Annotated in this window: 18 protein-coding genes and 1 pseudogene; 8 read left to right on the top strand and 11 right to left on the bottom strand. The window is 68.5% G+C overall.

Annotated features, from left to right (window positions below; genetic code table 11):
- Positions 1–51 precede the first annotated feature (51 nt).
- Positions 52–3252: a hypothetical protein gene (locus tag FSV73_RS02955; RefSeq protein ID WP_145003584.1), complete on the top strand. Its 3201-nt coding sequence runs from the start codon at positions 52–54 to the stop codon at positions 3250–3252.
- A gap of 256 nt (positions 3253–3508) precedes the next feature.
- Positions 3509–5710 (top strand): OsmC domain/YcaO domain-containing protein, encoded by a 2202-nt coding sequence (locus FSV73_RS02950; RefSeq protein WP_145003582.1) that lies wholly within the window; start codon positions 3509–3511, stop codon positions 5708–5710.
- A gap of 51 nt (positions 5711–5761) precedes the next feature.
- On the opposite strand, the gene FSV73_RS02945 is transcribed toward FSV73_RS02950, so the two are convergent.
- From FSV73_RS02945 to FSV73_RS02895, 11 genes are all read right to left on the bottom strand, one after another.
- Positions 5762–7378 carry a gamma-glutamyltransferase family protein gene (locus tag FSV73_RS02945; protein WP_145003579.1) on the bottom strand — a complete coding sequence of 539 codons (1617 nt, stop codon included), beginning with the start codon at positions 7376–7378 and terminating at the stop codon, positions 5762–5764.
- Positions 7379–7411: 33 nt separating this feature from the next.
- Entirely contained in the window at positions 7412–8188 is a 777-nt protein-coding gene (locus tag FSV73_RS02940; protein WP_145003577.1) for an amino acid ABC transporter ATP-binding protein, read from the bottom strand.
- Between the two features lies 1 nt (position 8189).
- Positions 8190–8957 carry an amino acid ABC transporter permease gene (locus tag FSV73_RS02935; protein ID WP_145003573.1) on the bottom strand — a complete coding sequence of 256 codons (768 nt, stop codon included), beginning with the start codon at positions 8955–8957 and terminating at the stop codon, positions 8190–8192.
- A gap of 12 nt (positions 8958–8969) precedes the next feature.
- Positions 8970–9776, bottom strand: coding sequence for an ABC transporter substrate-binding protein (locus FSV73_RS02930; protein ID WP_145003570.1), 807 nt, complete (start codon positions 9774–9776; stop codon positions 8970–8972).
- A 46-nt stretch (positions 9777–9822) separates the two neighbouring features.
- Entirely contained in the window at positions 9823–10503 is a 681-nt protein-coding gene (locus FSV73_RS02925; RefSeq protein ID WP_145003567.1) for a GntR family transcriptional regulator, read from the bottom strand.
- A 211-nt stretch (positions 10504–10714) separates the two neighbouring features.
- Complete coding sequence (locus tag FSV73_RS02920) at positions 10715–11542, bottom strand: phosphodiesterase (protein ID WP_145003564.1); 828 nt, start codon at positions 11540–11542, stop codon at positions 10715–10717.
- A 12-nt stretch (positions 11543–11554) separates the two neighbouring features.
- Positions 11555–12586: an ABC transporter ATP-binding protein gene (locus FSV73_RS02915; RefSeq protein ID WP_145003561.1), complete on the bottom strand. Its 1032-nt coding sequence runs from the start codon at positions 12584–12586 to the stop codon at positions 11555–11557.
- Entirely contained in the window at positions 12583–13377 is a 795-nt protein-coding gene (locus tag FSV73_RS02910) for an ABC transporter permease (protein ID WP_145003558.1), read from the bottom strand. The genes FSV73_RS02915 and FSV73_RS02910 overlap by 4 nt, the downstream gene beginning before the upstream one ends.
- Positions 13374–14231, bottom strand: a complete 858-nt coding sequence (locus tag FSV73_RS02905) for an ABC transporter permease (protein WP_145003555.1) — start codon at positions 14229–14231, stop codon at positions 13374–13376. Before FSV73_RS02905 ends, FSV73_RS02910 begins: the two co-directional genes overlap by 4 nt.
- A gap of 1 nt (position 14232) precedes the next feature.
- Positions 14233–15246, bottom strand: a complete 1014-nt coding sequence (locus tag FSV73_RS02900; RefSeq protein ID WP_145003552.1) for an ABC transporter substrate-binding protein — start codon at positions 15244–15246, stop codon at positions 14233–14235.
- Complete coding sequence (locus FSV73_RS02895; protein ID WP_145003549.1) at positions 15243–16244, bottom strand: LacI family DNA-binding transcriptional regulator; 1002 nt, start codon at positions 16242–16244, stop codon at positions 15243–15245. Before FSV73_RS02895 ends, FSV73_RS02900 begins: the two co-directional genes overlap by 4 nt.
- Before the next feature lie 304 nt (positions 16245–16548).
- Here FSV73_RS02895 and FSV73_RS02890 point away from each other — a divergent pair, with 304 nt between their 5' ends.
- From FSV73_RS02890 to FSV73_RS26015, 6 genes and pseudogenes are all read left to right on the top strand, one after another.
- The gene (locus FSV73_RS02890; protein WP_145003547.1) at positions 16549–18303 is read left to right on the top strand and encodes an ABC transporter permease; all 1755 of its coding nucleotides are present in this window, start codon (positions 16549–16551) and stop codon (positions 18301–18303) included.
- A gap of 155 nt (positions 18304–18458) precedes the next feature.
- On the top strand, positions 18459–19766 hold the full coding sequence (locus tag FSV73_RS02885; protein ID WP_145003544.1) for an ABC transporter ATP-binding protein: 1308 nt from the start codon (positions 18459–18461) through the stop codon (positions 19764–19766).
- 98 nt (positions 19767–19864) lie between these two features.
- Positions 19865–20923 (top strand): sensor histidine kinase, encoded by a 1059-nt coding sequence (locus FSV73_RS02880; RefSeq protein WP_145003542.1) that lies wholly within the window; start codon positions 19865–19867, stop codon positions 20921–20923.
- The gene (locus tag FSV73_RS02875; RefSeq protein ID WP_145003539.1) at positions 20920–21552 is read left to right on the top strand and encodes a response regulator transcription factor; all 633 of its coding nucleotides are present in this window, start codon (positions 20920–20922) and stop codon (positions 21550–21552) included. The genes FSV73_RS02880 and FSV73_RS02875 overlap by 4 nt, the downstream gene beginning before the upstream one ends.
- 134 nt (positions 21553–21686) lie before the next feature.
- Positions 21687–22457, top strand: a pseudogene (locus tag FSV73_RS26020) (MCP four helix bundle domain-containing protein); the annotation flags it as partial.
- Entirely contained in the window at positions 22431–23315 is an 885-nt protein-coding gene (locus tag FSV73_RS26015) for a methyl-accepting chemotaxis protein (RefSeq protein WP_437179258.1), read from the top strand. The pseudogene FSV73_RS26020 and the gene FSV73_RS26015, both read left to right, overlap by 27 nt.
- Positions 23316–23356 lie beyond the last annotated feature (41 nt).

Below are 23356 nucleotides of genomic sequence, written 5' to 3'. Positions count from 1 at the left end.
CGTCGTCACTGAAGTCCGGGTCCTTTTGCGCGCCTCCCAGGGAGTACGACAATGACCACCGTCCAGGATTACAAAACCGCGAGTGTCCCGCCCTCCCGCGAGCGTTTCGACAGCCTTTTGCTGGGTAGCCAACGCAAGCAGGGCACTGCCGAGGGCCACGGGGAATATCGGCCCGCCGCTGCCGAGGATCACGCGCCAGCGCTTGGTGACTACCGGGCCATCGGCCGGCCGGGCGAAGTCGCTGCCGATACCATCCGCTACGAAACGCAGCGAGGCGAGAAGGTGCTGGTGCTGCGCTCCACGGCCCCGACCTTGTTCGAGCAGGTCAGGCGCGACCGGGCAAGCCTGGAGGCGCTGAACCAGGCCATGGCCCGGGGTGACCGGCGGGCGACGGCTGCGGATGGCCCTCCGGCCAGTCTCCGAGAGGTGCGCCAGGTCGACAGGCTGGGCCCGGACGTGCTGAGCGTCGAGGACGCCGAGGGGCACCGGACGGTGGTCACCAAGGCGGACAATCCGTCGCTGTTCCAGGCGCTGGAGGGTTACCAGGCAGCGCTGGACGGCATCCAGGGCAGCGAGCGGCAGGGCTATAGACGCGCGTCCGACAACGAGACCTGGCCGCCCTACAGTGGCATCCAGGTCGGCCCGGTCGATGAAGCGGGGCCGGGCCTGATCCGCTACGACAATGGCGACGGCAAGGTCGTGGTGCACCGCGACGACAATCCCGGCCTGTTCGACTACCTCGCGGGGTTGCAGCGCATCGTCAGCGACCCGGCCAGGCGTGAACGCCTGGACCAGGCCCAGGGGGAAGGCTTCGGGCTGCTGCAACGCGACGGCGACGCGCCCCCCTATGGCGACATCGCGCGCCTCGTGCGCGCCGACGGCCTCATCACCTACGAGACCTTCGCCGGCGAGCGGGTGGCGGTGTCCGAGGCGCTGAGTCCCCAGGCCTATGCACGCCTTTCGACCTACACCGAGGTGATGGTGAAGGCCAATGAACAGGAGCAGGAGGGCTATGCCACGCTGCATCCCGGCGATTACCTGACCACCCAGGAAATCGAGGGCGCGACGATAGGCCCGGAGGGTGAGGTGGGCGAGGGCTTCATCCGCGCGGAGATCCCGGATGGTGCAGGTGGCCTGCGCAAGGTGATGGTCTCCCGCGAACTCAGTCCGGAGCTGTATGAGCGCCTGGTCGCCCAGTACGAGGGCCGGGTCCATGGCGCCGCGCAGATCGACGCTGCCCGGCGGGACAGCCGGTTGCCCACCACCGGCGAGGTCGATGTGCGGGCGCTGAATACCACGGAGCAGGATCCCAACGACCGGCAGCGGACCCTGACCGTCGGGGAGCTGACCTGGCAGAAGGCGGTGGAGGGCTGGAAAAAGGGTATCGCCGATGGCTCGATCAAGGCCGATGACGATCGCGCCAAGCTGTTCCGGGCCCTGCGCGCCCAGGGCATGCTGGAGAGCGGCCTGGACATGGTGACGCTGGACATCAGCCAGGGCCAGGGGACCGCGAAGACCCAGGGCGAGGATTTCCGCTCGATCATCGACGGCCGCACGCTCGACCGGCAGTTGACCGGTCTGTTCGCCAGCGACAGCGTGCAGCGAGACTTCGCCAGCGCCCAGCAGTCGGCCCTGGCGGCCTTGCCCAATAAGGACGAGGTCGTCGGGAAACTCGAGGACATGGCGTTCAGCGAAGGCTATGTCCAGCATCTCGCCCAGTTGCAGCAGGACGGGCAGGGTGACCTGGCCGAGGCCGACATGCGCGAGACCTACGCGGCCCTGGCCAGCGTGGACCCGGCGCAGGCGGCGCGCTTCGCCCAGCAGGTGCAGATGGACACCCTGATGCTCGACCTGGATGGCCTGCTGGCCGATCCGAGCCGGTTGACCGACGACAACGTCGCCCTGGCGACCCAGGACACCGTCAAGACCGTGCTGACCGCCCTGAAGAAGGCCGGGGTGGACCTGCCGCGGCGCACCGCGGAGAGCCTGGACAAGTTCGTCGAGGAGCTGCTGGGCGACAAGCGGACCGCCAAGGATTTCGGTAAGGCCCTGCAGCAGTTGGGCGATCGCTATACCCGCAACGGCGAGATCAGGCAGTCCGACATCGACCAGCTGATGAAGAGCGACGTCTACACCGCGCTCAACGAGAAGACCCACGGCGGGATGCTCACGACCATCGCCGAGCTGAACAAGAACGGCGTGCTGGGCAGCACCGGCGGCCTGATTTCGCTCGCCTCGGGCATCTACCAGATGGCGGGTGGCAAGCTGGGTGGCAGCCCCGAGGAGCGCCTGGCCATCGCCAAGGAACTGGTGTCCTTCTTCGGTGCCAGCCAGCATTTCGTCAACCTCGGCACCCACGTCATCGACGCCCTCAACGGCACCGACCTCAACCGGGTGCTGGCCCTGGACAAGTCGCTGCCGGACATCTTCGGCAAGGACCAGGCCAAGGGCAAGGCGCCCGCGCGGGCCGAACCCAGCTGGAGCGCCTTCGCCGAGCAGGTGCGGGGATTGCTGGACGGGGCATCCACGGATGGCGAGCGCAAGCTCAACCGCCTGCTCGACCTGGACGACGCCGGCAAGGACGAGGTGCTCAAGGGCATGCAGGGCGAGTACGTGAAGAATCCGACAATCAAGGGCGCCAACCTCGGCACGCGCAGCCTGTCGGCGTTCCTCCGCGTGCTGGATGCCGGTGCCAATACCTTCGTCGGTGCGGCGGATGTCGCCCTCGGAGCGTTGATGATCAAGGGCGGCCTGCAGCGCAACGACGGGGCGACCATCGCCCAGGGTGCGGTCACCGTGGCGGCGGGTTCCTTCGGCATCGGTGGCGGTGCAGCTGCCTTCGGCGCGCTCAAGGGGCTGGCCTTCGCCCGCGCCGCGGTAGGGCCGATGTTCTGGGTCTCGGCGGCGCTGACAGTGGCCACCTTGCCCTTCGCCATCGTCCAGGACATCAAGTACAACAAGCAGCTCGACGACTACCGCAGCGGCCTGGCGGACTTGTTCAAGCAGCTCGACGGGGATGGCGTGCTGACCCGGGATGGCCTGCAGCGCTACCAGTTCCTCGACGACTACCTCTACAGCTACGCCCAGCGCGACGCGCCGGCGGACCAGAGCATCTTCGACTACCGCCAGGACGAGTGGGACTACTTCCTCGACCACGGCTATGTGTACCTGGACGGCCAGCATCAGGATTACCGCGGCGACGGCGATAACCTCGACACCCAGATGGACAGCGGCTCGACCATCGCCTCCTGAGGCGGCCCGGCAGCCAAGGCGCAGAGCGCCGGATACTGGCGGCAGGAGGCTGCCAGGTCAGGGCGCTTGCCATACGCCGGCTGCTGCACGGCGCGCGTGGGTGGCACGCTCGGGGTGAAGGCCCTGCGGGTCTCTTCCGTAGGAGAGGGCCGGTACGAGCCGCCCGCGGCAGGCGCGATTCGACGGGCTACGTATCACCGGCGGTCCTTTGTCCGGATAATGGCGGCCACTCTGTCTTTACACCGGAATGCCGTGCATGGAAATCAAGGTCAATTTTCTCGACAACCTGAGGCTCGAGGCCAAGTTCGACGACTTCTCGGTGATCGCCGATCAACCGATCCGCTACAAGGGCGATGGCTCGGCCCCGGGACCCTTCGACTATTTCCTGGCGTCCTCGGCGCTCTGCGCGGCCTATTTCGTCAAGCTCTACTGCCAGACCCGCGACATCCCCACCGACAACATCCGCCTGGCGCAGAGCAACATCGTTGACCCGGAGAATCGCTACAAGCAGACCTTCAAGATCCAGGTCGAGCTGCCCGCCGATCTCTCCGACAAGGACCGCCAGGGCATCCTCAGATCCATCGATCGCTGCACCGTGAAGAAGGCGGTGCAGGCCGGCCCCGACTTCATCATCGAGGCGGTGGAGAATCTGGACGCCGATGCCCAGGCGCTGTTGCTGCCCAGCGCTACCGGCAGCCAGACGTACATCCCCGGCAAGGATCGCCCGCTGGAAGAGACCATCGCCAAGCTCTCCGGCATCCTTGCCACGCTGGGCATGAAGGTGGAGATCGCCTCCTGGCGCAACATCGTGCCCAACGTCTGGTCGCTGCACCTGCGCGATGTGCAGTCGGCGCTGTGCTTCACCAATGGCAAGGGCGCGACCAAGGAAGCGGCCCTGGCCTCGGCGCTGGGCGAATTCATCGAGCGGCTCAACTGCAACTTCTTCTACAACGACCAGTACTGGGGCGAGGCCATCGGCAACGCCGCCTTCGTCCACCATCCCGCCGAGCGCTGGTTCCAGCCGGGCCCCAAGGATGCGCTACCCCGGGAGATCCTCGACCGCTACTGCCGGAAGATCTACGACCCGGAAGGCGAGCTGCGTGCCTCGCACCTGTACGACACCAACTCCGGCAACCCGGCCCGCGGCATCTGCTCCTTGCCCTTCGTGCGCCAGTCCGACGGCGAGGTGGTGTACTTCCCCTCGAACCTGATCGAGAACCTCTACCTGAGCAACGGCATGAGCGCCGGCAACACCCTGGCCGAAGCCCAGGTGCAGTGCCTGTCGGAGATCTTCGAGCGGGCGGTGAAGCGCGAGATCCTCGAAGGCGAGCTGGCGTTGCCGGATGTTCCTGAGGAGGTACTGGCCCGCTATCCCGCCATCGTCGAGGGCATCCGCGGCCTGGAGGCCCAGGGTTTCCCGGTGCTGGTCAAGGACGCTTCCCTGGGCGGTGAATTCCCGGTGATGTGTGTGACCCTGATGAATCCGCGCACGGGCGGCGTGTTCGCCTCCTTCGGTGCCCATCCGCGCCTGGAGATCGCCCTGGAGCGTAGCCTCACCGAGCTGCTGCAGGGCCGTAGCTTCGAAGGCCTCAACGACCTGCCGCAGCCGACCTTCGAGAGCCAGGCGCTGATGGAGCCGAACAACTTCGTCGAGCATTTCATCGACTCCAGCGGCCTGGTCTCCTGGCGCTTCTTCAGCGCCCGGGCCGACCATGAATTCGTCGACTGGGATTTCTCCAGCGAGGGCGAAGACGCCACCGCTCAGGAGGCCGCCACCCTGTTCGGCATCCTCGCCGAGGGGGAGCTGGAGGCCTACATGGCGGTGTACGAGGAGCTGGGCGCGCCGGCCTGCCGCATCCTGGTGCCGGGCTATTCGGAGATCTATCCGGTCGAGGACCTGATCTGGGACAACACCAACAAGGCCCTGCCGGTGCGCGCGGACATCCTCAATCTGCACCGCCTGGACGACGCGACGCTGGAATCCCTGCTCGAACGCCTGGACGACACCCAGGTGGACGACTACACCCGCATCGCCACCCTGATCGGCGTGGAGTTCGACGAGAACACCGTCTGGGGCCAGCTCACCGTGCTGGAACTCAAGCTGCTCATCCACCTGGCGCTGCGGCAGTTCGAAGAGGCCAAGGAAGAGGTGGAGACCTTCCTCCAGTTCAACGACAACACCCTGGAGCGCGGCCTGTTCTACCAGGCGCTCAATGCGGTGCTGGAAGTCGAGCTGGACGACGAACTGGAACTGGCCGACTTCGAGGTCAACTTCCGCCGGATGTTCGGCAACGAACGGCTGGACGCCGCCCTGGGGTCGGTGTCGGGCGAGGTTCGCTTCCACGGCCTGACGCCCACCAGCCTCCAGCTGGATGGCCTCGACAAGCACCTGCGGCTGATCGACAGCTATCGCAAGCTGCACGCGGCCCGCGCCAAGGCGGCCGGGATCGCGCTGTAACCTCTGGTGGAAACTGGCCCCGCCCGGCGGCGGCGGGGCAGTCGCGAATCGCTAGCAGACCGCGATATGGGAATCCGCGCGCGGCTCGGTGCCGCCGCAGAGCACGCCGGTCTCGGGATCGCGGACGATGATCTGGCCGCGGCCGAAGTCGGTGGAGTCGTGGGCGATCTCGATCTGGTGGCCGCGTCGCGCCAGGCCACTGGCCAGGGCGCGGGAGGCGGCCTGCTCGATGCCGACCTTCATCTCCCCCAGCCATTGCCAGCGCGGCGCATCCAGCGCCGCCTGGGGATTCAGGCCGAAGTCCACCAGGTTCATCACCATCTGCACATGCCCCTGGGGCTGCATGTAGCCGCCCATGACGCCGAAGGGGCCGATGGGTACGTCGCCCTTGGTCAGGAAGCCGGGGATGATGGTGTGGAAGGTCTGCTTGCCCGGTGCCAGGGCATTGGAATGTTCGGGGTCGAGGCTGAATTCCGAACCGCGATTCTGCAAGCCGATGCCGCTGTCGGGCAGCACCACGCCGGAGCCGAAGCCGTGGTAGGCGCTCTGGATGAAGGACACCATGTTGCCCTCGCCATCGGCGGTGGCGATGTAGACGGTGCCGCTGGCCTGGGGATCGCCGTGCAGCGGCGCCTGGGCCTGGTCGCCGATCTCGGCGCGACGGCGCTCGGCATAGGCATCGTCCAGCAAGACGCTGGCGGCGACCCTCATGTGCTCGGGGTCGGTGATGTAGTGCAGGCCGTCGGCATAGGCCTTCTTCATGGCCTCCAGCTGGCGGTGCCAGGTGAGCTGGCTGTCGCGCTGGTCGAAGTCATAGCCCTTGAGGATGTTCAGCGTCATGAGGGCGATCAGGCCCTGGCCGCTCGGCGGGATTTCCCACACCTGGTAGCCCCGGTAGTCGACCTTGATCGGCGCCACCCAGCGCGGCTGGTAGCCGGCCAGGTCCGCGGCGGTCAGCTGGCCGCCGGTGGCGGCGGCGTGGGCGGCCAGGCGCTCGGCGAGGGCGCCGCGATAGAAGCTTTCGCACTGGGTCCGGGCCAGTTCCTCCAGGGTGCGCGCCTGGGCCGGGTTGCGGAACAGCTGGCCGGCGACGGGAGCTTGACCGTCGATGAGGAAGGTGTCGAACCAGGCTCCCAGTTCAGGCGCCTGATCCCGGCTGGCCTGGTATTCGGCCTGGGCGATGCGCCACTGGTGGGCGACCACTGGTGAGACCGGGAAGCCGTCGCGGGCCAGGGCGATGGCGGGTTCGAAGAGGGTGGCGAAGGGCAGCTTGCCGAAGCGCCGTGACAACTCGGCCCAGGCCGCCGGGCAGCCCGGCACCGTGACCGGCAGCCAGCCGTGCACCGGCATGCGTTGGTGGCCAGCGGCCTTGACCGTGGCGATGTCGAGGCTGGCCGGGGCATGGCCGCTGGCGTCCAGGCCGTGCAACTGGTCCTTGACCCAGACCAGGGCGAAGGCATCGCCGCCGATGGCATTGCCGGTGGGTTCCACCACGGTGAGGGCGGCGGCGGTGGCGATGGCCGCATCGATGGCGTTGCCGCCCTGGCGCAGCATGGCGATGCCGGCCTCGGCCGCCAGCGGCTGGGAGGTGGCGACCATGCCATTGCGGGCGAAGACGCTCTGGCGTTGCGAGGCGTAGGGGTAATCGTGGGCGGAGAAATTCAGCATGGCAGGCTCGTCATGTTCAAGACCGGTAGCGGCTCAGAGCACGCGACTCAGGAATTCGCGGGTACGCGGATGGGTAGGGTTGCCGAACACCTGGGCGGGCGGGCCTTCCTCGATCAGCTCGCCCTGGTGCAGCACCACCACGCGGTCGGCCACCTCGCGGGCGAAGCCCATCTCGTGCGTCACCACCACCATGGTCATGCCGTCCTCGGCCAGTTCCTTCATCACCTGCAGCACCTCGCCAACGGTTTCCGGATCCAGCGCACTGGTGGGTTCGTCGAACAGCATGGCCTGGGGCTTCATGGCCAGGGCGCGGGCGATGGCCACGCGCTGCTGCTGGCCGCCGGACAGCTGCGCCGGATAGTGCTCGGCCTTGTCGGAGAGGCGCACCCGGGCGAGCAGGGCGCGGGCCTGCTCCACGGCGGCGGCGCGCGCCACGCCGAGCACCTGGATGGGCGCCTCGATGATGTTTTCCAGCACCGTCATATGCGGGAACAGATTGAATCGCTGGAACACCATGCCGATGTCGCGGCGGCGGCGGGCGATGTTGCGTTCCGAGTCGCGCACCCGCGTACCGTCGGAGCGCTCGCGAAAGCCCATCAGCTCGCCGTTGACACGGATGGTGCCGCCCTGGATGTCCTCCAGGTGGTTGAGGCAGCGGATGAAGGTGGTCTTGCCCGAGCCGGAGGCACCGATCAGCACCACCACCTCGCCGCGGCGGACCTCCAGGGTCACGCCCTTGAGGATGTCCAGCTCGCCGAAGGCCTTGTGCACCTCCAGCGCCTGGATCACGGGTTCTTGCGTGCTGGTCATGCTAGCGTCCCCTCAGCTTGAGGCCCTGCAGGCTGAACAGCCGGCCGGTGGCGGTCGGGCGCTGGCCGTCGGCCTTGCCGAAGCGCCGCTCCAGCCAGGCCTGGAAGAAGCCCCAGAGGGTGGTCAGCACCAGGAAATAGATGGCCACCACCAGGTACAGCTCGAAGACGCGGAAGGTCGCCGAGGTGATCATCTGGGTGCTGAGCAGCAGCTCCTGCACCCCGATGACGCTGACCAGGGTGGTGTTCTTGAGCATCACGTTGAACTCGTTGCCCAGTGGCGGGATGATCACCCGCAGCGCCTGGGGCAGCACGATGCGCCGCATCAGCTTGGCCGGCGTCATGCCCAGGGAGCGCGCCGCCTCGTACTGGCCGCGATCCACCGCACCGATGCCGGCGCGGATGATCTCGGCCATGTAGGCGCCTTCGTTGAGCCCCAGGGCGATAATGGCCGCCTGGATGTTGCCGGGGATCACCAGAAAGCCCAGGTCGAGGTCCTCGAAGCGGAAGATGCCGCCGGCCGCCAGGGCTGTGTAGAGGAAGACGATCTGCACCAGCAGCGGTGTGCCACGCATCAACCAGACGTAGAAGCGCACCGGGTAGTGCAGCGCCCGGTAGCGCGACAGGCGCGCCAGCGCCGCCAGCAGGCCGAGCGCGCAGCCCAGCAGCATGGCGCCGACGGCGATCACGCAGGTCAGCCAGAGGCCGTAGAGGTAGACGTCGCTCGGGTGCAGCAGGTACTGCCAGAACACATCCCAGCTGAAGTTCATCGTGCCCTTCCTTTAGTCGAGCTTGTCGCCTTCCAGGTGCCATTTCTGCATGAGGGCGGCGTAGCTGCCGTCGGCCTTCATGTCGGTGAGGATCTGGGTGAGGGCGGCGCTCATCTGGGTATCGTCCTTGCGCACGCCGATGCCGGTGAGGATCCGGGCGAAGGCCGGGACGCCGGTCTCGAACTGGCCGGGCGCCACGCCCTGGTAGTAGGCGGCGGTCTCCACCGTGGTGCCATAGGCGTCGGCCTGCTTCAGGCGCAGCGCCTGGAAGGCGTCGGTGTCGCTGTTGTAGGCCACCAGCTTCATGGGCGCCTTGCCGGCCTTCTTCAGCTCCTCATTGTGGGCTTCCAGCAGGGTGCGGATGGTCGAGCCATTGAGCACCGCCACCTTCTTGCCCGTCAGGTCGTCGAGGGTATGGACCCCGGCCGGATTGCCGGCCGGCACCACCACCGCCTGGCTGGAGTACATGTAGTTGACGATGTCGATCACCTGGCGGCGTTCCGGCTTGTCGAACAGCTGGTCGATCAGCAGGTCGCACTGGCCGGCGAGCAGGGCCGGGATCAGGCCGGAGAAGGGCACCACGCGCCAGTCGACCTTCTTGTCGCCAAGGCGCTTGGCGATCTCGGCGCCGAGGTCGACGGTCAGGCCCTGGGCCTTCTGGCCGGCGTCGAAGAAGCCGATCGGCGGGGTGTCGAGGGCGCCGCAATAGGTGATCTTCGGCGCCTTGGCCAGGCGGTCGGGAATCTGGGGGGCGGCCTGGGCGAGGCCGGCGGCGAGGGTCAGGGCGAGCAGACTGCAGGAAAGCCGGTGGCGGGTCATGGTCTTCTCCGGAAGGACGGGGATGGGCAGGGCAGATGGCTCAGCGCTAGGGTTCACTTCGGGTCTGGTCGCCCGATCGTTCGATGAAGTTCAGCAGGTCGGGCACCGTGCTCTCGATGTGCTCACGCAGCACCCGTTCGGCCTCGGCGGCATCGCCGGCCTGCAGCGCGGCGAGGATGGGCGCATGTTCGTCGCGCGCCGACTGGGGGCGGTCGGCGTGCAGCCAGAGCTGCATGTGCGGCTCGATGAGGGTGTAGAGCCCGTTGATCTGGCGCAGCAAGCGCGGCCGTCCGGCCAGGCTGCACAGGTATTCGTGGAAGGCGCGGTGCTGCCGCACCCAGGCGCTTGGGTCATGTTCCTCGTCCAGGTCTTCCAGCAGCCGTTCCAGGCGGGTCATCTCGCGCGGCCCGACATGGGGGGTGGCCAGGCGGATCGCCAGCCCTTCCAGGGCGCCGCGCATCTCGAACACCTCGCGCATGTCGTCCAGGTCCAGGCCGCTGACCACCGCGCCGCGATGCGGCCGCAGGATCACCAGGCCTTCCGCGGCGAGGCGCTGGAAGGCGCTACGGACCGGCATGCGACTCATGCCCAGGCCCGTGGCGATGTCCTCGGCGATCAAGCGGTCGCCGTTGCGATAGCGCCCGCCGCAGATGGCCTGCAGCAGATGGCGATAGGCCTCTTCTTCGGCACTGAGTGCGGCGGAGTGGGACAGGGCGGAGAGCGGCATGGAATGGCTTCCTGGATTTTTGTATCCAATCCGTTCAGGCAAGCCGCGTGCCAGCACGCGGAAAGCCCAGCGGCTCTGGACCGCAGGCTTGAGCGCGCCTGGCTGACGTTACCTTTTGCACCAGCTTGGTTCGTCCGCGAGGCCTTTCGCTACCCCTGGTACCTGAAAAGGGGCAGCCACCGCCCTGGCTCGCCCCGGCGACCGGCTGGGCTCAATCGAGCAACTGGCCGTCGGCGGCGAAGAAGGGGTAGGGCCCTGGATAGTCGCCCAGGGGCAGATAGTGGGTGGTCAGGGCTGCGTCCGCCCAGCGGTGCAGCAGCAGGCCTGGCGGCTCCAGGCGGAAGCGCGAGGGCGCCGCGTCGCGCAGGTCCAGGTCGACCTGGTGCGAGACGCCGGGGCAGACGCAGGCCAGGGTGCCACCGAAGCGGCGCTGGATCAGCCGGTGCAGATGGCCACAGAGTATCCGCTCCACCTGGGGATGGCGCCGGATCACGGCTTCCAGCGCGGGGGCGCCGTCCAGGCCGATGCGGTCCATGTGGCCGATGCCGACGCTGAACGGCGGATGGTGCAGCAGGACCAGGGTCGGCTGCGCGGGCCCCTGGCCGAGCTGTTCATCGAGCCAGGCCAGTTGCGCGGCCTCGAGCCGGCCGCCGTGCTCGCCGGGGATGTGGGTATCCAGGCCGATCAGCCGCAGCGGGCCGCAGTCCTGCTGCCAGTCCAGGGTGCCCTGGGCCGGCAGATAGGGGTGATCGACGAAGGCGGCGCGCAGGGCGGCGCGGTCGTCATGGTTGCCCAGGATGACATGGAAGGGCATGGTCAGCCCGGCGAGCACCTCGCGCAGGGTGGCGTATTCCTCGGGGGTGCCGAAGTCCACCAGGTCACCGGTGATGACCAGGGCGTCGGGGCGTGGTTGCAAGGCATTGAGGCGATCCACCGCCAGGCGCAGGGCGCCGAGGGTATCGACCACCCCATAGGACAGCCGGCCGCCGGCCTTGATGTGCAGGTCGCTGAGTTGGGCCAGCAGGAAGGGCGCGTGCATGGGATCTCCTTGTCAGGACGCCAGGGTGAAGAGGGCGTCGGTTTTGACGCTCAGGTGCAGCAGGTCGCCGGGTTGGGCCGGGAGGTTCCGGGCGGTATCCACCAGCAGCGGCTGGCCGGTGCCCACCTCCACCAGTAGCCGCGAGTGGGCGCCCTGGAAGAATTGCCCGACCAGGATGCCGGTGAGGTGCGCGGGGGTCGCGCTCGGCTCCAGGTGTTCCGGGCGACAGAACAGGGTGGTGGCGGTGCCGGTCCAGGGCAGGCGCCCGCCGGCGACCGCCACCTCGGTGCCGGTCTGGCCGCGCACCTCGAAGCGGTTGAGCTGGCCAACGAAACCGGCGACGAAGCGACTGGCCGGGCGCTGGTAGATCTGCGTCGGGGTGCCGATCTGGGCGATGCGGCCTTCGCCCATCACCACGATGCGATCACCCAGGGCCAGGGCTTCCTGCTGGTCGTGGGTGACATAGACGGCGGTGGTGCCCAGTTCGCGCAACAGGGCGCCAATGTCGGCGCGCAACTGCTCGCGCAGCTGGGCGTCGAGGGCTGCCAGGGGTTCGTCGAACAGCAGCACCCGCGGCCGCGGCGCCAGGGCGCGGGCCAGGGCCACGCGCTGGCGCTGGCCGCCGGAGAGTTGCTGGATGCGGCGCTCGGCCAGGGCCTCCAGCTGCATCATGGCCAGCAGCTCGGCGACCCGGGCGTCGCGCTCGGCACGTGGCAGGCCGCGGATCTTCAGGCCATAGGCGATGTTGCCGGCCACGTCCAGATTGGGAAACAGGGCGTAGTTCTGGAACACCATGCCGACGTCGCGGCGCTCGATGGGCAGGGCGGTGACGTCGCGGTCGTCGAACCGCACCTGGCCGCCGGCATCGGGCTGTTCCAGCCCGGCGATCAGGCGCAGGGTGGTGGTCTTGCCACAGCCGGACGGGCCGAGGAACACCAGGGTCTCGCCGGGGTGGATGTCGAGGTCCAGGGGCTGCAGCACCTGGCGGCCTCCGGGAAAGGTCTTGGCGCACTGGCGCAGGCGGACGGCGGTACCTTGGGTCATCGCAGGGCTCCACGGGAGAGGCGGGCGCTGAGGGCCTGGAGGGCGACCAGCAGCGGCACGATCAGACAGAGGAAGATCAGGGTGTAGGCGGAGCCCACCTCCAGCCGCGCCGAGGCGTAGCTGTCGGCCAGGCCCACCGGCAGGGTCTTGGTCAGGGGCGTGTGCAGCATCCAGGTGAGGTTGAATTCACCCAGCGAGAGGGTGATCACCATGAGGCTGCCGGCGAGGATGCCGGCGCGGGCATTGGGTACCACCACGCCGAAGAAGCGCCGCCAGGGACCGGCGCCAAGGCTGGCGGCGGCTTCTTCCAGCAGCGGCAGCTGGCTGCGCCTGAGTACCGCCATCACCGGGCGGATCAGGAAGGGCAGGGTGAACAGCAGGTGGCCCACCAGGATGATCGCCGGGCTGCGGCGAAAGCCGCCGAGATGGCCGTAGGTCAGCAGCAGCGCCAGCGCCGAGGCGAAGCCGGGCATGGCCACCGGCAGCACCAGCAATTCCTCGAAGGCGCGGGCGACCCTGTTGTCCAGGCGCACCAGGGCATAGGCCGCCGGGACGCCGAGCACCACCGCGAGGGCGGCCGTGCCCAGCGCCAGTTGCAGCGACAGCCAGACGGTGGGCGCATAGGCCTGCCAGACCTGCATCACCCAGTCGAGGGTGAGGCCGCTGGCGAGGCCCTGGAAGTAGTTGCGGGTAAGGCCGGCCAGCACCGAGAGCAGCACCGGTACCAGCAGGAAGGCCGCCACCATCAGGGTGAACAGCAGTTGCAGCCAGAAGCGCAGGGGTCGATTCATCGCAGGTCTCCCTGGACGCCGCCGAGGCGCCGCGCCAGCAGCAGGACCAGCCAGGTGACGAGGCCGAGCACCACCGAGAGCGCCGCGGCCACGCCGAAGTTGGCGAAGTTGGTGAAGGTGTCGTAGATGGCGATGGGCGTCACGGACAGCCGCGTGCCGAGGGTGAAGGCGGTACCGAAGGCGCCCATGGCGGTGGCGAAGCACAGCGCGCCGCTGGACAGCAGCGCCGGGGTCAGGCCGGGGATCAGCACGTCGCGCACCACGGCGAAGAGGCCGGCGCCCAGCGAGCGGGCGGCCTCTTCCAGGCTGGTGTCGAGGGTCTCGCAGGCCGCCATCACCGTGAGGATCACCCGCGGGATGGAGAAATAGAGATAGCCGAGAAACAGCCCGAACAGCGAATAGGCGAACACCCAGGGCTCGCCGAACAGGCCGCGGCCGAGACCGGCGAACAGGCCCTGACGACCACCCAGCAGGATGATCAGGAAGCCCACCACCACGCCGGGAAAGGCCAGCGGAAAGGTCAGCAGGGCCACCAGCAGGCTACGCCCGGGGAAGGCATGGCGCGCCAGGAAGCAGCCGGCGATGCCGGCCACCAGCAAGGTGGCCAGGGTGGTGACGGCGGCCAGCGCCACCGTCTGGGCGAGTCCGGACAGATAGCCGGCGCTGGTCAGCACCTGCCAGTAGCCGGAGCTGCCGGCGGCGTCCGCACGGGCGCCGAGCACCAGCAGCTGCGCCAGCGGCAGCAGCCAGAAGGCCAGCAGGAAGGCGCTCGCCGGTGCCAGGGCGACGAGCACCGGCCAAGGCAGCCGGCGCGGCACCCGCGGGTGCCCGAGGGGAACGGCGAGGCCGTGCATGTCAGCGCACCTCGGCCTGGTAGCGCTTGGCGAAGGCTTCCTGGACCGCCGCCATATGGGCGTAGTCCACGGTGCCGGCGCGGGCATAGTCGGCGGCGGGCAGGAAGCGCGCCTTGACCTCGGCCGGCAGCGGCACGTCGCGCACCGGGCGCAGATAGGCCTGGGCCCAGAGCGCCTGGCCCTTGTCCGACAGCACGAAGTCCAGCACCTTCTCGCCATTGGCGCGGTGTGGCGCGCCCTTCACCAGGCTCATGGTGTAGGGCACCGTCAGGCTGCCTTCCTGGGGGATGACGAAGGCCACCGGCGCGTTGTCCTTGTAGCGCGCACGGTAGGCGTTGAAGTCGTAGTCGACCAGGATCGGGATTTCGCCAGAGAGCAGGCGGGCATAGGCGGTCTGCTTGGGCACGATGGGATCGTTGGCGGCCAACTGCTTGAAGAAGGCCAGCGCCGGGCCGAAGTCGTCAAGGGTGCCGCCCAAGGCCTGGTTCACCGCCACCGCGGTGACATAGCCGACGAAGGCGCTGGACGGATCCAGGTAGCCCACCAGGCCGCGGTACTCGGGCTTGAGCAGATCGGCCCAGCGTTGGGGGACCGGCTTGCCGCTTAGGGCCTGGGTATTGACCATGAAGCCGAGGGTGCCGGAGTGGATGGCGGTCCATTCACCCTTGGGATCCTTGAGGCCGGTGGGGACCTGGTCCCAGTGCTTGGGCTGGTAGGGCTGCAGCACCCCGGCCTTGTCGGCCTGGATACCGAAGGTCACCCCGTAGTAGACGACGTCGGCCACCGGGGCTTCGCGTTCGGCCACCAGCTGGGCCAGCGACTGGCCGGAATTCTTGTTGTCCTGGGGGACTTCGATGCCGGTGTCGGCGGCGATGGCCTTGAGCTGGGCGCCCCAGTCGGCCCACTCCAGCGGGCAGTTGTAGCAGATGGCGGTTTCGGCGGCCTGGGCAGTGGCCAGGCCGCAGGCGAGGGCCACGCCGGCCAGGAGACGACGCAAGGGGAAGCGGGATTTCATCGGCAAGGCTCCTTGAGGGGACCGGCACTGCTGCCGGGACGGACGAGGCAGGGCAGGCACTGCTGGTGGATGGCACTGCCGGCGATCAGCGCCAGCAATTCGGTGACAAGCACGGCGCCCAGGCTCTGCAGCGGCTGCATGACGCTGCACAGGCTGGGTTCGAGGCGGGCGCCCATGGCGATGCCATCGAAGCCCACCACCGACAGGTCGGTGGGCACGGGCACTCCGTGGCGCTGGAGTTCGGCGATGACGCTGATGGCCAGCAGATCGTTGGTGCAGAGCAGGGCGGTCGGGGCGTGACGCTCCAGCAGGGGCGCCAGCGCCGCCCAATCGGCGTCGGTGTGGCTGGCCAGCTCCAGGCGTGGCAGGGTCGGCAGACCGGCGGCGGCCATGGCCTGGCAATAGCCGGCGAAACGGCGCTCGCTGCGATCCGATTGCAGGGCCGGCCCCGAGACCAGGGCGATGCGGCTGTGGCCCAGCCCGAGCAGGTGCTCGGTGGCCATGGCCATGCCCTGGCGGTTGTCCACCGCCACCGCCGCATAGGGGCGCTGGGGCTCGTGGTAGGCGAGGATGAAGGGCGTGCGCTCGCGGCTCAGCTCGGCCAGCACCTGGCTGCGGTCGGCATCGGCCACCGTCAGCACCAGGCCGGCGACGCGCTGGCGCAGCAGTTCCTCCACCACCGCCGCCTCGCGCTCGGGCTGGTAGTCGGTGGTGGCGATCACCAGGGAATAGCCCTGGCTGCGGGCGGTGCGCTCCATGGCGTGCAACTGTTCGGCGAACACCGGGTTGAGCAGGCTGGGCACCACCACGCCGATCAGCCGGGTGCTCTGCTGGCGCAGCTGGCGACCCAGCAGATTGGGCCGGAAATTGAGACTGCGTGCGGCGTCCAGCACGCGCTGGCGGGTGCTCTCGCGCACCTGCTCGGGCTGGGCGAAGGCGCGTGCCGCCGTCGCTCGGGAGACCCCAGCCTGCTGCGCCACCTGTTTCAAATCGGTCATGCCGGCCTCGTTTGAGATCGATCTCATTGGGGCGCAGCCTGAGCCCTGCAGATGTCGCGGCGATGACAGGGAGATGAAGTTTCGACGGCGCAGGGGCAGGGGGAGAGATGCGGGCCAAGCGGCTGGTTGCCGCTGCGCGGCCGGCGTCATCGGCAGCCCGGGTGACGCCCTATACCTTGGTATAGCCAGACATCCAACGTTTCGATGGCCGGGGCGCCGCGGCGGACCTAGATTAGCCCGGCGGCTGGAACCTGCGCGGCAGGACCGGCCCTTTCCCTAGGCCCTTTCCTTCACGAGGTGCGCCATGAAGACCCTTCCTGGCCTCTATGCCCCTGCCGTGGCGCCGCGCCCGCTGCGGCAACGTCCGACATCGCTGTGGGCCGATGCCCTCTGCCTGGTGCTCGGGCTGATCGCGATAGCCCTGATCTGGCACGGCGTCGCCGAGATGCGCGCGCCCCTGGCCGTGCTCGACGCCGACCCCATGACCCTGGACCTCGCCCGCCTGCCGGAATATGCGCTGCGCACCACCCTGCGCATGTTCATCGCCCTGGGCGCCTCGCTGCTGTTCACCTTCGTCTTCGCCACCCTGGCGGCGAAGAGCCGCAAGGCGGAGCTGCTGATCCTGCCGGCCATCGACATCCTGCAATCGGTGCCCATCCTCGGCTTCCTGACCTTCACCGTCAGCTTCTTCCTCGGCTTATTCCCGGGGCGCCAGCTGGGCGCCGAATGCGCGGCCATCTTCGCCATCTTCACCAGCCAGGCCTGGAACATGGCCTTCGGCTTCTACCAGTCGCTGCGCACCGTGCCCGAGGACCTGCAGCAGGTGAGCCGCCAATTCGGTCTGTCCGCCTGGCGGCGTTTCTTCCGCCTGGAACTGCCGTTCGCCATTCCCGGCCTAGTGTGGAACACCATGATGTCCATGTCGGGCGGCTGGTTCTTCGTGGTCGCCTCGGAAGCCATCACCGTCGGTGACAACACCATCAACCTGCCCGGCATCGGCTCCTGGCTGGCGCTGGCCATCGCCAAGCAGGACATCGCCGCCATCGGCTGGGCGGTGCTGGCCATGGGCTTGGTGATCCTGGTCTACGACCAGCTGTTCTTCCGCCCGGTGGTGGCCTGGGCCGATCGCTTCCGCGTCGAGCAGACCGCCAGCCAGCAGGTGCCGCGCTCCTGGGTCTACGACCTGGTCCGCCGCGCCCGCCTGGGGCGCATGCTGACCGGCTTCGGGACCTTCTGCACCCAGCTCGCCACCCCGCGCATCCGGCGTGCCTGGCCGCACTGGCAGCTGGCGCCACAGGGCCGCGTCTGGCTGCAGCGGGGCCTGGATATGCTCTGGTACGGGACGCTGCTGCTGGTGCTGCCCTATGGCATCTACGCGCTGTTCAACTTCATCGCGAGCACGGTGTACTGGGTGGAAGCGGTGTCGGTGCTGGGGCTGGGACTGCTGACCATGGCCCGGGTACTGCTGCTGATCGCCGTCGCCAGCCTGATCTGGGTACCCATCGGCGTCTGGATCGGCCTGCGCCCGGGCTGGTCGCAACGGCTGCAGGCGGTCGCCCAGTTCCTCGCCGCCTTCCCGGCCAACGTGCTGTTCCCGGTGGCGGTGGTGGGCATCGTCAGCTTCCACCTCAATCCGGACATCTGGCTGTCGCCGCTGATGGTACTGGGCACCCAGTGGTACATCCTGTTCAACGTCATCGCCGGCGCCAGCGTGCTGCCGACCGACCTGCGCGAGGCGGCCCGGCTGTTCGGCCTCAAGCGCTGGCAGTGGTGGCGGCAACTGGCCCTGCCGGCGATCTTTCCCTACTACGTGACCGGCGCCCTGACCGCCGCAGGGGGCTCCTGGAACGCCAGCATCGTCGCCGAGGTGGTGAGCTGGGGCAACGAGCGCCTGCAGGCCCACGGCCTGGGCGCCTACATCGCGCAGATGACCACCGCCGGCGACTTCCCGAGGGTCGCCCTGGGCATCGTGGTGATGTCGATCTTCGTGCTCGGATTCAACCGGCTGCTCTGGCGGCCCCTGTATGCCTACGCCGAACGGCGCCTGCGGCTCGACTAAGAGCCTGTTCAAAGGCTGCTGCGCGTCGGCCGAACTGCGTTGGAAATGGCTTCGGAATGCTCATTTACCGCTCGTAAACTCCGCTTCCTCAGCCATTTCCGCCTTGTCTGTCTCTAGCTCGCTAGCCTTTAAACAGGCTCCAGAGGAGAACCGCCATGAACCTGACCACCTTGAACCAGCGTCCCCTGATCGACGTCCAGGACGTCCGCCAGCTCTATGGCAACGCCGCCGGCCCGGCCCGCGTGGTGCTCGACGGGGTCTCCCTGACCCTGCACGAGAACGAGATCGTCGGCCTGCTGGGCCGTTCCGGCTCGGGCAAGTCGACCCTGCTGAGATCCATCGCCGGCTTGCTCACCCCCAGCGGTGGCACCGTCGATTTCCCGCCCAAGGACGACGGCCAGCGCGCCCGCGTCAGCATGGTGTTCCAGAGCTTCGCCCTGTTTCCCTGGCTGACCGTGCTGCAGAACGTCGAGATCGGCCTGGAGGCGCTGCACGTCCCCCTGGACGAGCGCCGGCGGCGCGCCCTGGCGGCCATCGACCTGATCGGCCTGGACGGTTTCGAGAGCGCCTACCCGAAGGAGCTATCCGGCGGCATGCGCCAGCGCGTCGGCCTGGCCCGCGCCCTGGTGGTGCATCCGGACGTGCTGCTGATGGACGAACCCTTCTCGGCGCTGGACGTGCTCACCGCCGAGACCCTGCGCACCGACCTGCTCGACCTCTGGGTCGAAGGCCGCATGCCGATCCGCTCGATCCTCATGGTCACCCACAACATCGCCGAGGCGGTGCTGCTCTGCGACCGGGTGCTGATCTTCTCCAGCAATCCCGGGCGGGTCGCCAGCGAGATCCGCATCGACCTGCCGCAGCCGCGCAATCGCCATGACCCGGCCTTCCGCGAGCTGGTGGAGGAGATCTATGTGCGCATGACCGGCGAGACCACGCCGACGCCCCACGAGGGGGTCTTCCCGGGCAGCGGCCTCGGCATGCTGCTGCCGACCGTGTCGACCAATGCCCTGGCGGGTCTGCTGGAGGCCGTTCAGGCCGCACCCTACGAGGGTCGTGCCGACCTGCCGGAGCTGGCCGGTGGCCTGGGCTATGCGCTGGACGAACTCTTTCCCCTCGCCGAGGTGCTGCAACTGCTGCGCCTCGCGGTGCTGGAGGGCGGCGATCTGCGCCTGCTGCCGGCCGGGCGTGCCTACGTCGAGGCGGGCGTGGACGTGCGCAAGCAACTCTTCGCCCGGCAACTGCTCAACTTCGTGCCCCTGGTCGGCCATATCCGCCGGGTGCTGGACGATCGCCAGGGCCATACGGCGCCAGCGCGGCGTTTCCGCGACGAACTGGAGGACTTCATGGACGAGGCCGATGCCGCCCGCACCCTCGGCAGCGCCATTCAGTGGGGGCGCTACGGTGAGCTCTTCGCCTATGATCAGGCGGCCGACATGTTCAGCCTGGAGAATCCGGGCTAGGAACGACTGACAACACCACCGCGCGTCCGCCAGGCGGGCGCGCGCTACGTGTGTTGGCCGCTCCCCTTGGGCGCGCAACTTCGAACGAGAGACTGGCCATGGATCGACGACCCTTCGCCACCACCACCCACTGGCTGCGCCTGGGAGGCCTTTGCGCCCTGGCGCTGGGCATCGCCCTGCTGGACACCTTCACCGACCGGGAGATCGCCATCGGCGTCTTCCAGGTGGTGGTGGTGCTGCTGGCCGCGGGCTTCCTGTCCACCCGCGGCGTCACCGTCACGGCGCTGGGCTGTGCGCTCCTGGTGCTGTGCAGCTATGCCGCCACCCGCAGCGGCGACCGGGACGCCGGCCTGGTCAACTGCGTCATCAGCCTGCTGGCCATCGTCGCGGTCGCGGCCCTGGCCCTGCGCCTGGATGCCGCCAAGCGCGCCGCCGATGCCGCCCGGGCGCGGCTGACCCAGGCCGGTCGCCTCAGCCAGCTCGGTGAGCTGGCAGCCTCCATCGCCCATGAGGTGAACCAGCCGCTCACCGCCATCGCCGCCAGTGGCAATGCCTGCCAGCGCTGGCTGAGCAATCACCCGCCGCAGGTGGAGCGGGCCGTGCAGGCCGCGCAACGGGTCATCGACGACGCCCACCGCGCCAGCGCGGTGATCGCCCGGGTGCGCGGCCTGGTCCGCCAGGCCCAGGTGGCCAAGGACTGGCTCAACGTCGGCGATACGGTGGAGAAGGTGCTCGATTTCGTCCGCGCCGAACTGGTCCAGCGCCAGGTCGCCGTCGAGGTACGCGTCCAGGAAGGCCTGCCGCCCTTGTTGGCCGATGAAAGCCAGTTGCAGCAGGTGATCCTCAACCTGCTGCTCAATGCCCTCGACGCCCTCGAGGGCGTGCCCCCCGAGCAGCGCCGGGTGGTCATCCAGGTGGGCCTGGACACCGCGGGCTGCATCCGGCTGGGCGTGGAAGACAGCGGCCGCGGCCTGAGTCCGGCGGCTCGCGAGCAGATGTTCGAGGCCTTCTACACCACCAAGGAACAGGGCATGGGCCTGGGGCTGGCGCTCAGTCGCTCCATCGTCGAGGCCCATGGCGGCCGCATCTGGGCGACGTCGTTGCCCGAGGGCGGCACCGGGGTCTACTGCAGCCTGCCGAAGGATCAGGAACCATGACCGAGCGCGCCTTGCCTACCCTGGTCCACCTGGTGGACGACGACGCCTCGGTGCGTGCTGCCCTGGAAGACCTGCTGGCCTCCGTGGGGCTCACCACGCGCAGCTATGTGTCGGCGGCCGACTTTCTCGACCACGCGCGGTTCGACGTCCCGGGCTGTCTGGTCCTCGATGTGCGCATGCCGGGCATGAACGGCCTGGATCTGCAGCAGGAGTTGCAGCGGCGTGGCCTGGCGCTGCCGATCATCTTCATCACCGGCCATGGCGACATCCCCATGTCGGTGCGGGCGATGAAGCAGGGCGCCCTGGAATTCCTCACCAAGCCGTTCCGTGACCAGGACCTGCTCGATGCCATCGACCAGGCCCTGCGCAAGGCCCAGGACGCCCATGCACAGCGGGCGCAGCTGCAGGAGCTGCAGGGGCGGCTCGAGACGCTCAACGAGGGCGAGCGCGCGGTGCTCGCGCGGGTGGTCACCGGCCTGCTCAACAAGCAGATCGCCGCCCAGCTGGGCGTCAGCGAGATCACCGTCAAGGTGCGCCGCGCCGCCCTCATGCGCAAGCTGCAGGCCGGCTCCCTGGCGGAGCTGGTGAAGATGGTGGAGCGGCTGGAAGCACTGCGCTCCCAGGCCTAGAGGGGGCGGGGGATACCCTGGTAGACCAGCCGGCCCTTCACGGGTGCGCCAATCGAGATCGCACTAAAGAAAAAGAATAGTCAGTCGATTCTAGGGCTCTAGAGGATCGCTTCCGCCGATCCAAGGAGCCCGCCTTGAACCTTCGTTCGCTACGCATCGCCCCCCGCGCCACCCTCTGCTTCGGGGCGGTAACCCTGCTCGTGATGCTGCTCGGTGGCTTCGCCCTGATCCAGCTGAACGCCCTGCGCGCCACCGAACAGGCGATGGAGGCCGAATGGCTGGCGAGCGTGCAAACCGCTGACGATATCCAGGTGGCACTGTTGCACACCCGCCTGGAAAGCATCCGGCTGCTGGCCAGCGAAGACCCGGCCGCCATGGCCATCGCCATCCAGCAGATCCAGCAAAATCGCGACGTGATGAACGCCCGGACGTCCTACTACCGCGACAACCTGCTCTCAACGGCGGAGGAGCGGTCCAACTTCGACCGGGCCGCGCTGCAGATGAAGGGCTACCTGGAGGGCTTGGACCGCGTCGTGTCCCTCGCCGGCACCGACCGCGCCGAGGCGCTCAAGCTGGCCAACGGCGATCAGCGCCTGCGCGCGGAAGGCTACCAGGAGCAACTGACCCGGCTGCGCGAATTCAACAGCGAAGGCGCCCGGCATGCCGGGGAAGTCGCGACCGGCATCTATGACCACAGCGTACGGGTGGTCCTGGCCATCATGGCCCTGGCGGTGGTCCTGACGCTGCTGCTGGCCTGGCGGCTGACGCGCAGCCTGGCCCAGCCGATCGGTGACTCCCTGGCCGTGGCCAATGCCATCGCCCAGGGCGAGCTGACCGGCAAGATCGATCCGACCGGCGCCGACGAGGCGGCTGGTCTCATGCGCGCCCTGGCGCAGATGCAGGACAATCTCAAGGACACTCTCCATGGTATCTCCACTTCGTCGGGGCGCCTGAGCGAAACGGCGCGGACCATGAATCTGGTGACCGATGGCGCCAGTCGGGTGCTGTCCAGCCAGAACGCGGAAATCGACCAGGCGGCCACGGCCGTCACCCAGATGAGCGCCGCGGTGGAAGAGGTGGCCCGCAACGCCTCCTCTACCTCCCAGGCGGCACGGGAATCCAGTGCGGCGGCGGAAAGCGGCAACGCCAAGGTCGGCCAGGCGCTCGACGCCATGCAGCGCCTGAGCCACCAGGTGCAGTCGACCTCGGTCCAGGTCGAAGGCCTGGCCGGGCAGGCCCAGGACATCAGCCAGGTCTTGAGCGTGATCGGCTCCATCGCCGAGCAGACCAACCTGCTGGCGCTGAATGCTGCCATCGAAGCGGCCAGAGCGGGCGAGCAGGGCCGTGGCTTCGCCGTGGTCGCCGACGAGGTGCGGGCCCTGGCGCACCGCACCCAGACCTCGACCCGCGAGATCGAGCAGATGATCCAGGCCATCCAGCAGGGCTCGGCCGAAGCCGTGGACTCGATGCAACTCAGCACCAGCCAGGCCCAGGCGACCTACGAAATCGCCCAGGACGCCGGCCGCGCCCTGAACGACATCCTCCAGGCCGTACGGCTGATCGACGAACGCAACCTGCAGATCGCCACCGCCGCCGAAGAACAGGCCCACGTCTCCCGCGAGGTGGACCGCAACCTCATCAGCATCCGCGACCTCTCGGTGCAGACCAGCGATGGCAACCGCGAAACCGTGGGCGCCAGCGAGCAGCTGTCGGAACTGGCGGGCGAGCTGCAGACGTTGGTGCGGCGATTCAAGTTGGCGTGAAGAGGGCAGGGGCGGGGTTGCCTCCCGCTCCCCGGTCACGC

The sequence above is a fragment of the Pseudomonas oryzihabitans genome (genome assembly GCF_007665395.1).
In the GTDB taxonomy this organism is placed as follows: Bacteria; Pseudomonadota; Gammaproteobacteria; order Pseudomonadales; family Pseudomonadaceae; genus Chryseomonas; species Chryseomonas psychrotolerans_C.
Note: the sequence above shows the minus strand (reverse complement) of the source record. Positions and strands in the feature narration are given on the sequence as shown.

Bases quoted from the DNA above. Each gene is read 5' to 3' on its own strand.
- FSV73_RS02955 (WP_145003584.1), top strand. From the start codon at position 52: ATGACCACCGTCCAGGATTACAAAACCGCGAGTGTCCCGCCCTCCCGC.
- FSV73_RS02950 (WP_145003582.1), top strand. From the start codon at position 3,509: ATGGAAATCAAGGTCAATTTTCTCGACAACCTGAGGCTCGAGGCCAAG.
- FSV73_RS02945 (WP_145003579.1), bottom strand. From the start codon at position 7,378: ATGCTGAATTTCTCCGCCCACGATTACCCCTACGCCTCGCAACGCCAG.
- FSV73_RS02940 (WP_145003577.1), bottom strand. From the start codon at position 8,188: ATGACCAGCACGCAAGAACCCGTGATCCAGGCGCTGGAGGTGCACAAG.
- FSV73_RS02935 (WP_145003573.1), bottom strand. From the start codon at position 8,957: ATGAACTTCAGCTGGGATGTGTTCTGGCAGTACCTGCTGCACCCGAGC.
- FSV73_RS02930 (WP_145003570.1), bottom strand. From the start codon at position 9,776: ATGACCCGCCACCGGCTTTCCTGCAGTCTGCTCGCCCTGACCCTCGCC.
- FSV73_RS02925 (WP_145003567.1), bottom strand. From the start codon at position 10,503: ATGCCGCTCTCCGCCCTGTCCCACTCCGCCGCACTCAGTGCCGAAGAA.
- FSV73_RS02920 (WP_145003564.1), bottom strand. From the start codon at position 11,542: ATGCACGCGCCCTTCCTGCTGGCCCAACTCAGCGACCTGCACATCAAG.
- FSV73_RS02915 (WP_145003561.1), bottom strand. From the start codon at position 12,586: ATGACCCAAGGTACCGCCGTCCGCCTGCGCCAGTGCGCCAAGACCTTT.
- FSV73_RS02910 (WP_145003558.1), bottom strand. From the start codon at position 13,377: ATGAATCGACCCCTGCGCTTCTGGCTGCAACTGCTGTTCACCCTGATG.
- FSV73_RS02905 (WP_145003555.1), bottom strand. From the start codon at position 14,231: ATGCACGGCCTCGCCGTTCCCCTCGGGCACCCGCGGGTGCCGCGCCGG.
- FSV73_RS02900 (WP_145003552.1), bottom strand. From the start codon at position 15,246: ATGAAATCCCGCTTCCCCTTGCGTCGTCTCCTGGCCGGCGTGGCCCTC.
- FSV73_RS02895 (WP_145003549.1), bottom strand. From the start codon at position 16,244: ATGACCGATTTGAAACAGGTGGCGCAGCAGGCTGGGGTCTCCCGAGCG.
- FSV73_RS02890 (WP_145003547.1), top strand. From the start codon at position 16,549: ATGAAGACCCTTCCTGGCCTCTATGCCCCTGCCGTGGCGCCGCGCCCG.
- FSV73_RS02885 (WP_145003544.1), top strand. From the start codon at position 18,459: ATGAACCTGACCACCTTGAACCAGCGTCCCCTGATCGACGTCCAGGAC.
- FSV73_RS02880 (WP_145003542.1), top strand. From the start codon at position 19,865: ATGGATCGACGACCCTTCGCCACCACCACCCACTGGCTGCGCCTGGGA.
- FSV73_RS02875 (WP_145003539.1), top strand. From the start codon at position 20,920: ATGACCGAGCGCGCCTTGCCTACCCTGGTCCACCTGGTGGACGACGAC.
- FSV73_RS26015 (WP_437179258.1), top strand. From the start codon at position 22,431: ATGCGCGCCCTGGCGCAGATGCAGGACAATCTCAAGGACACTCTCCAT.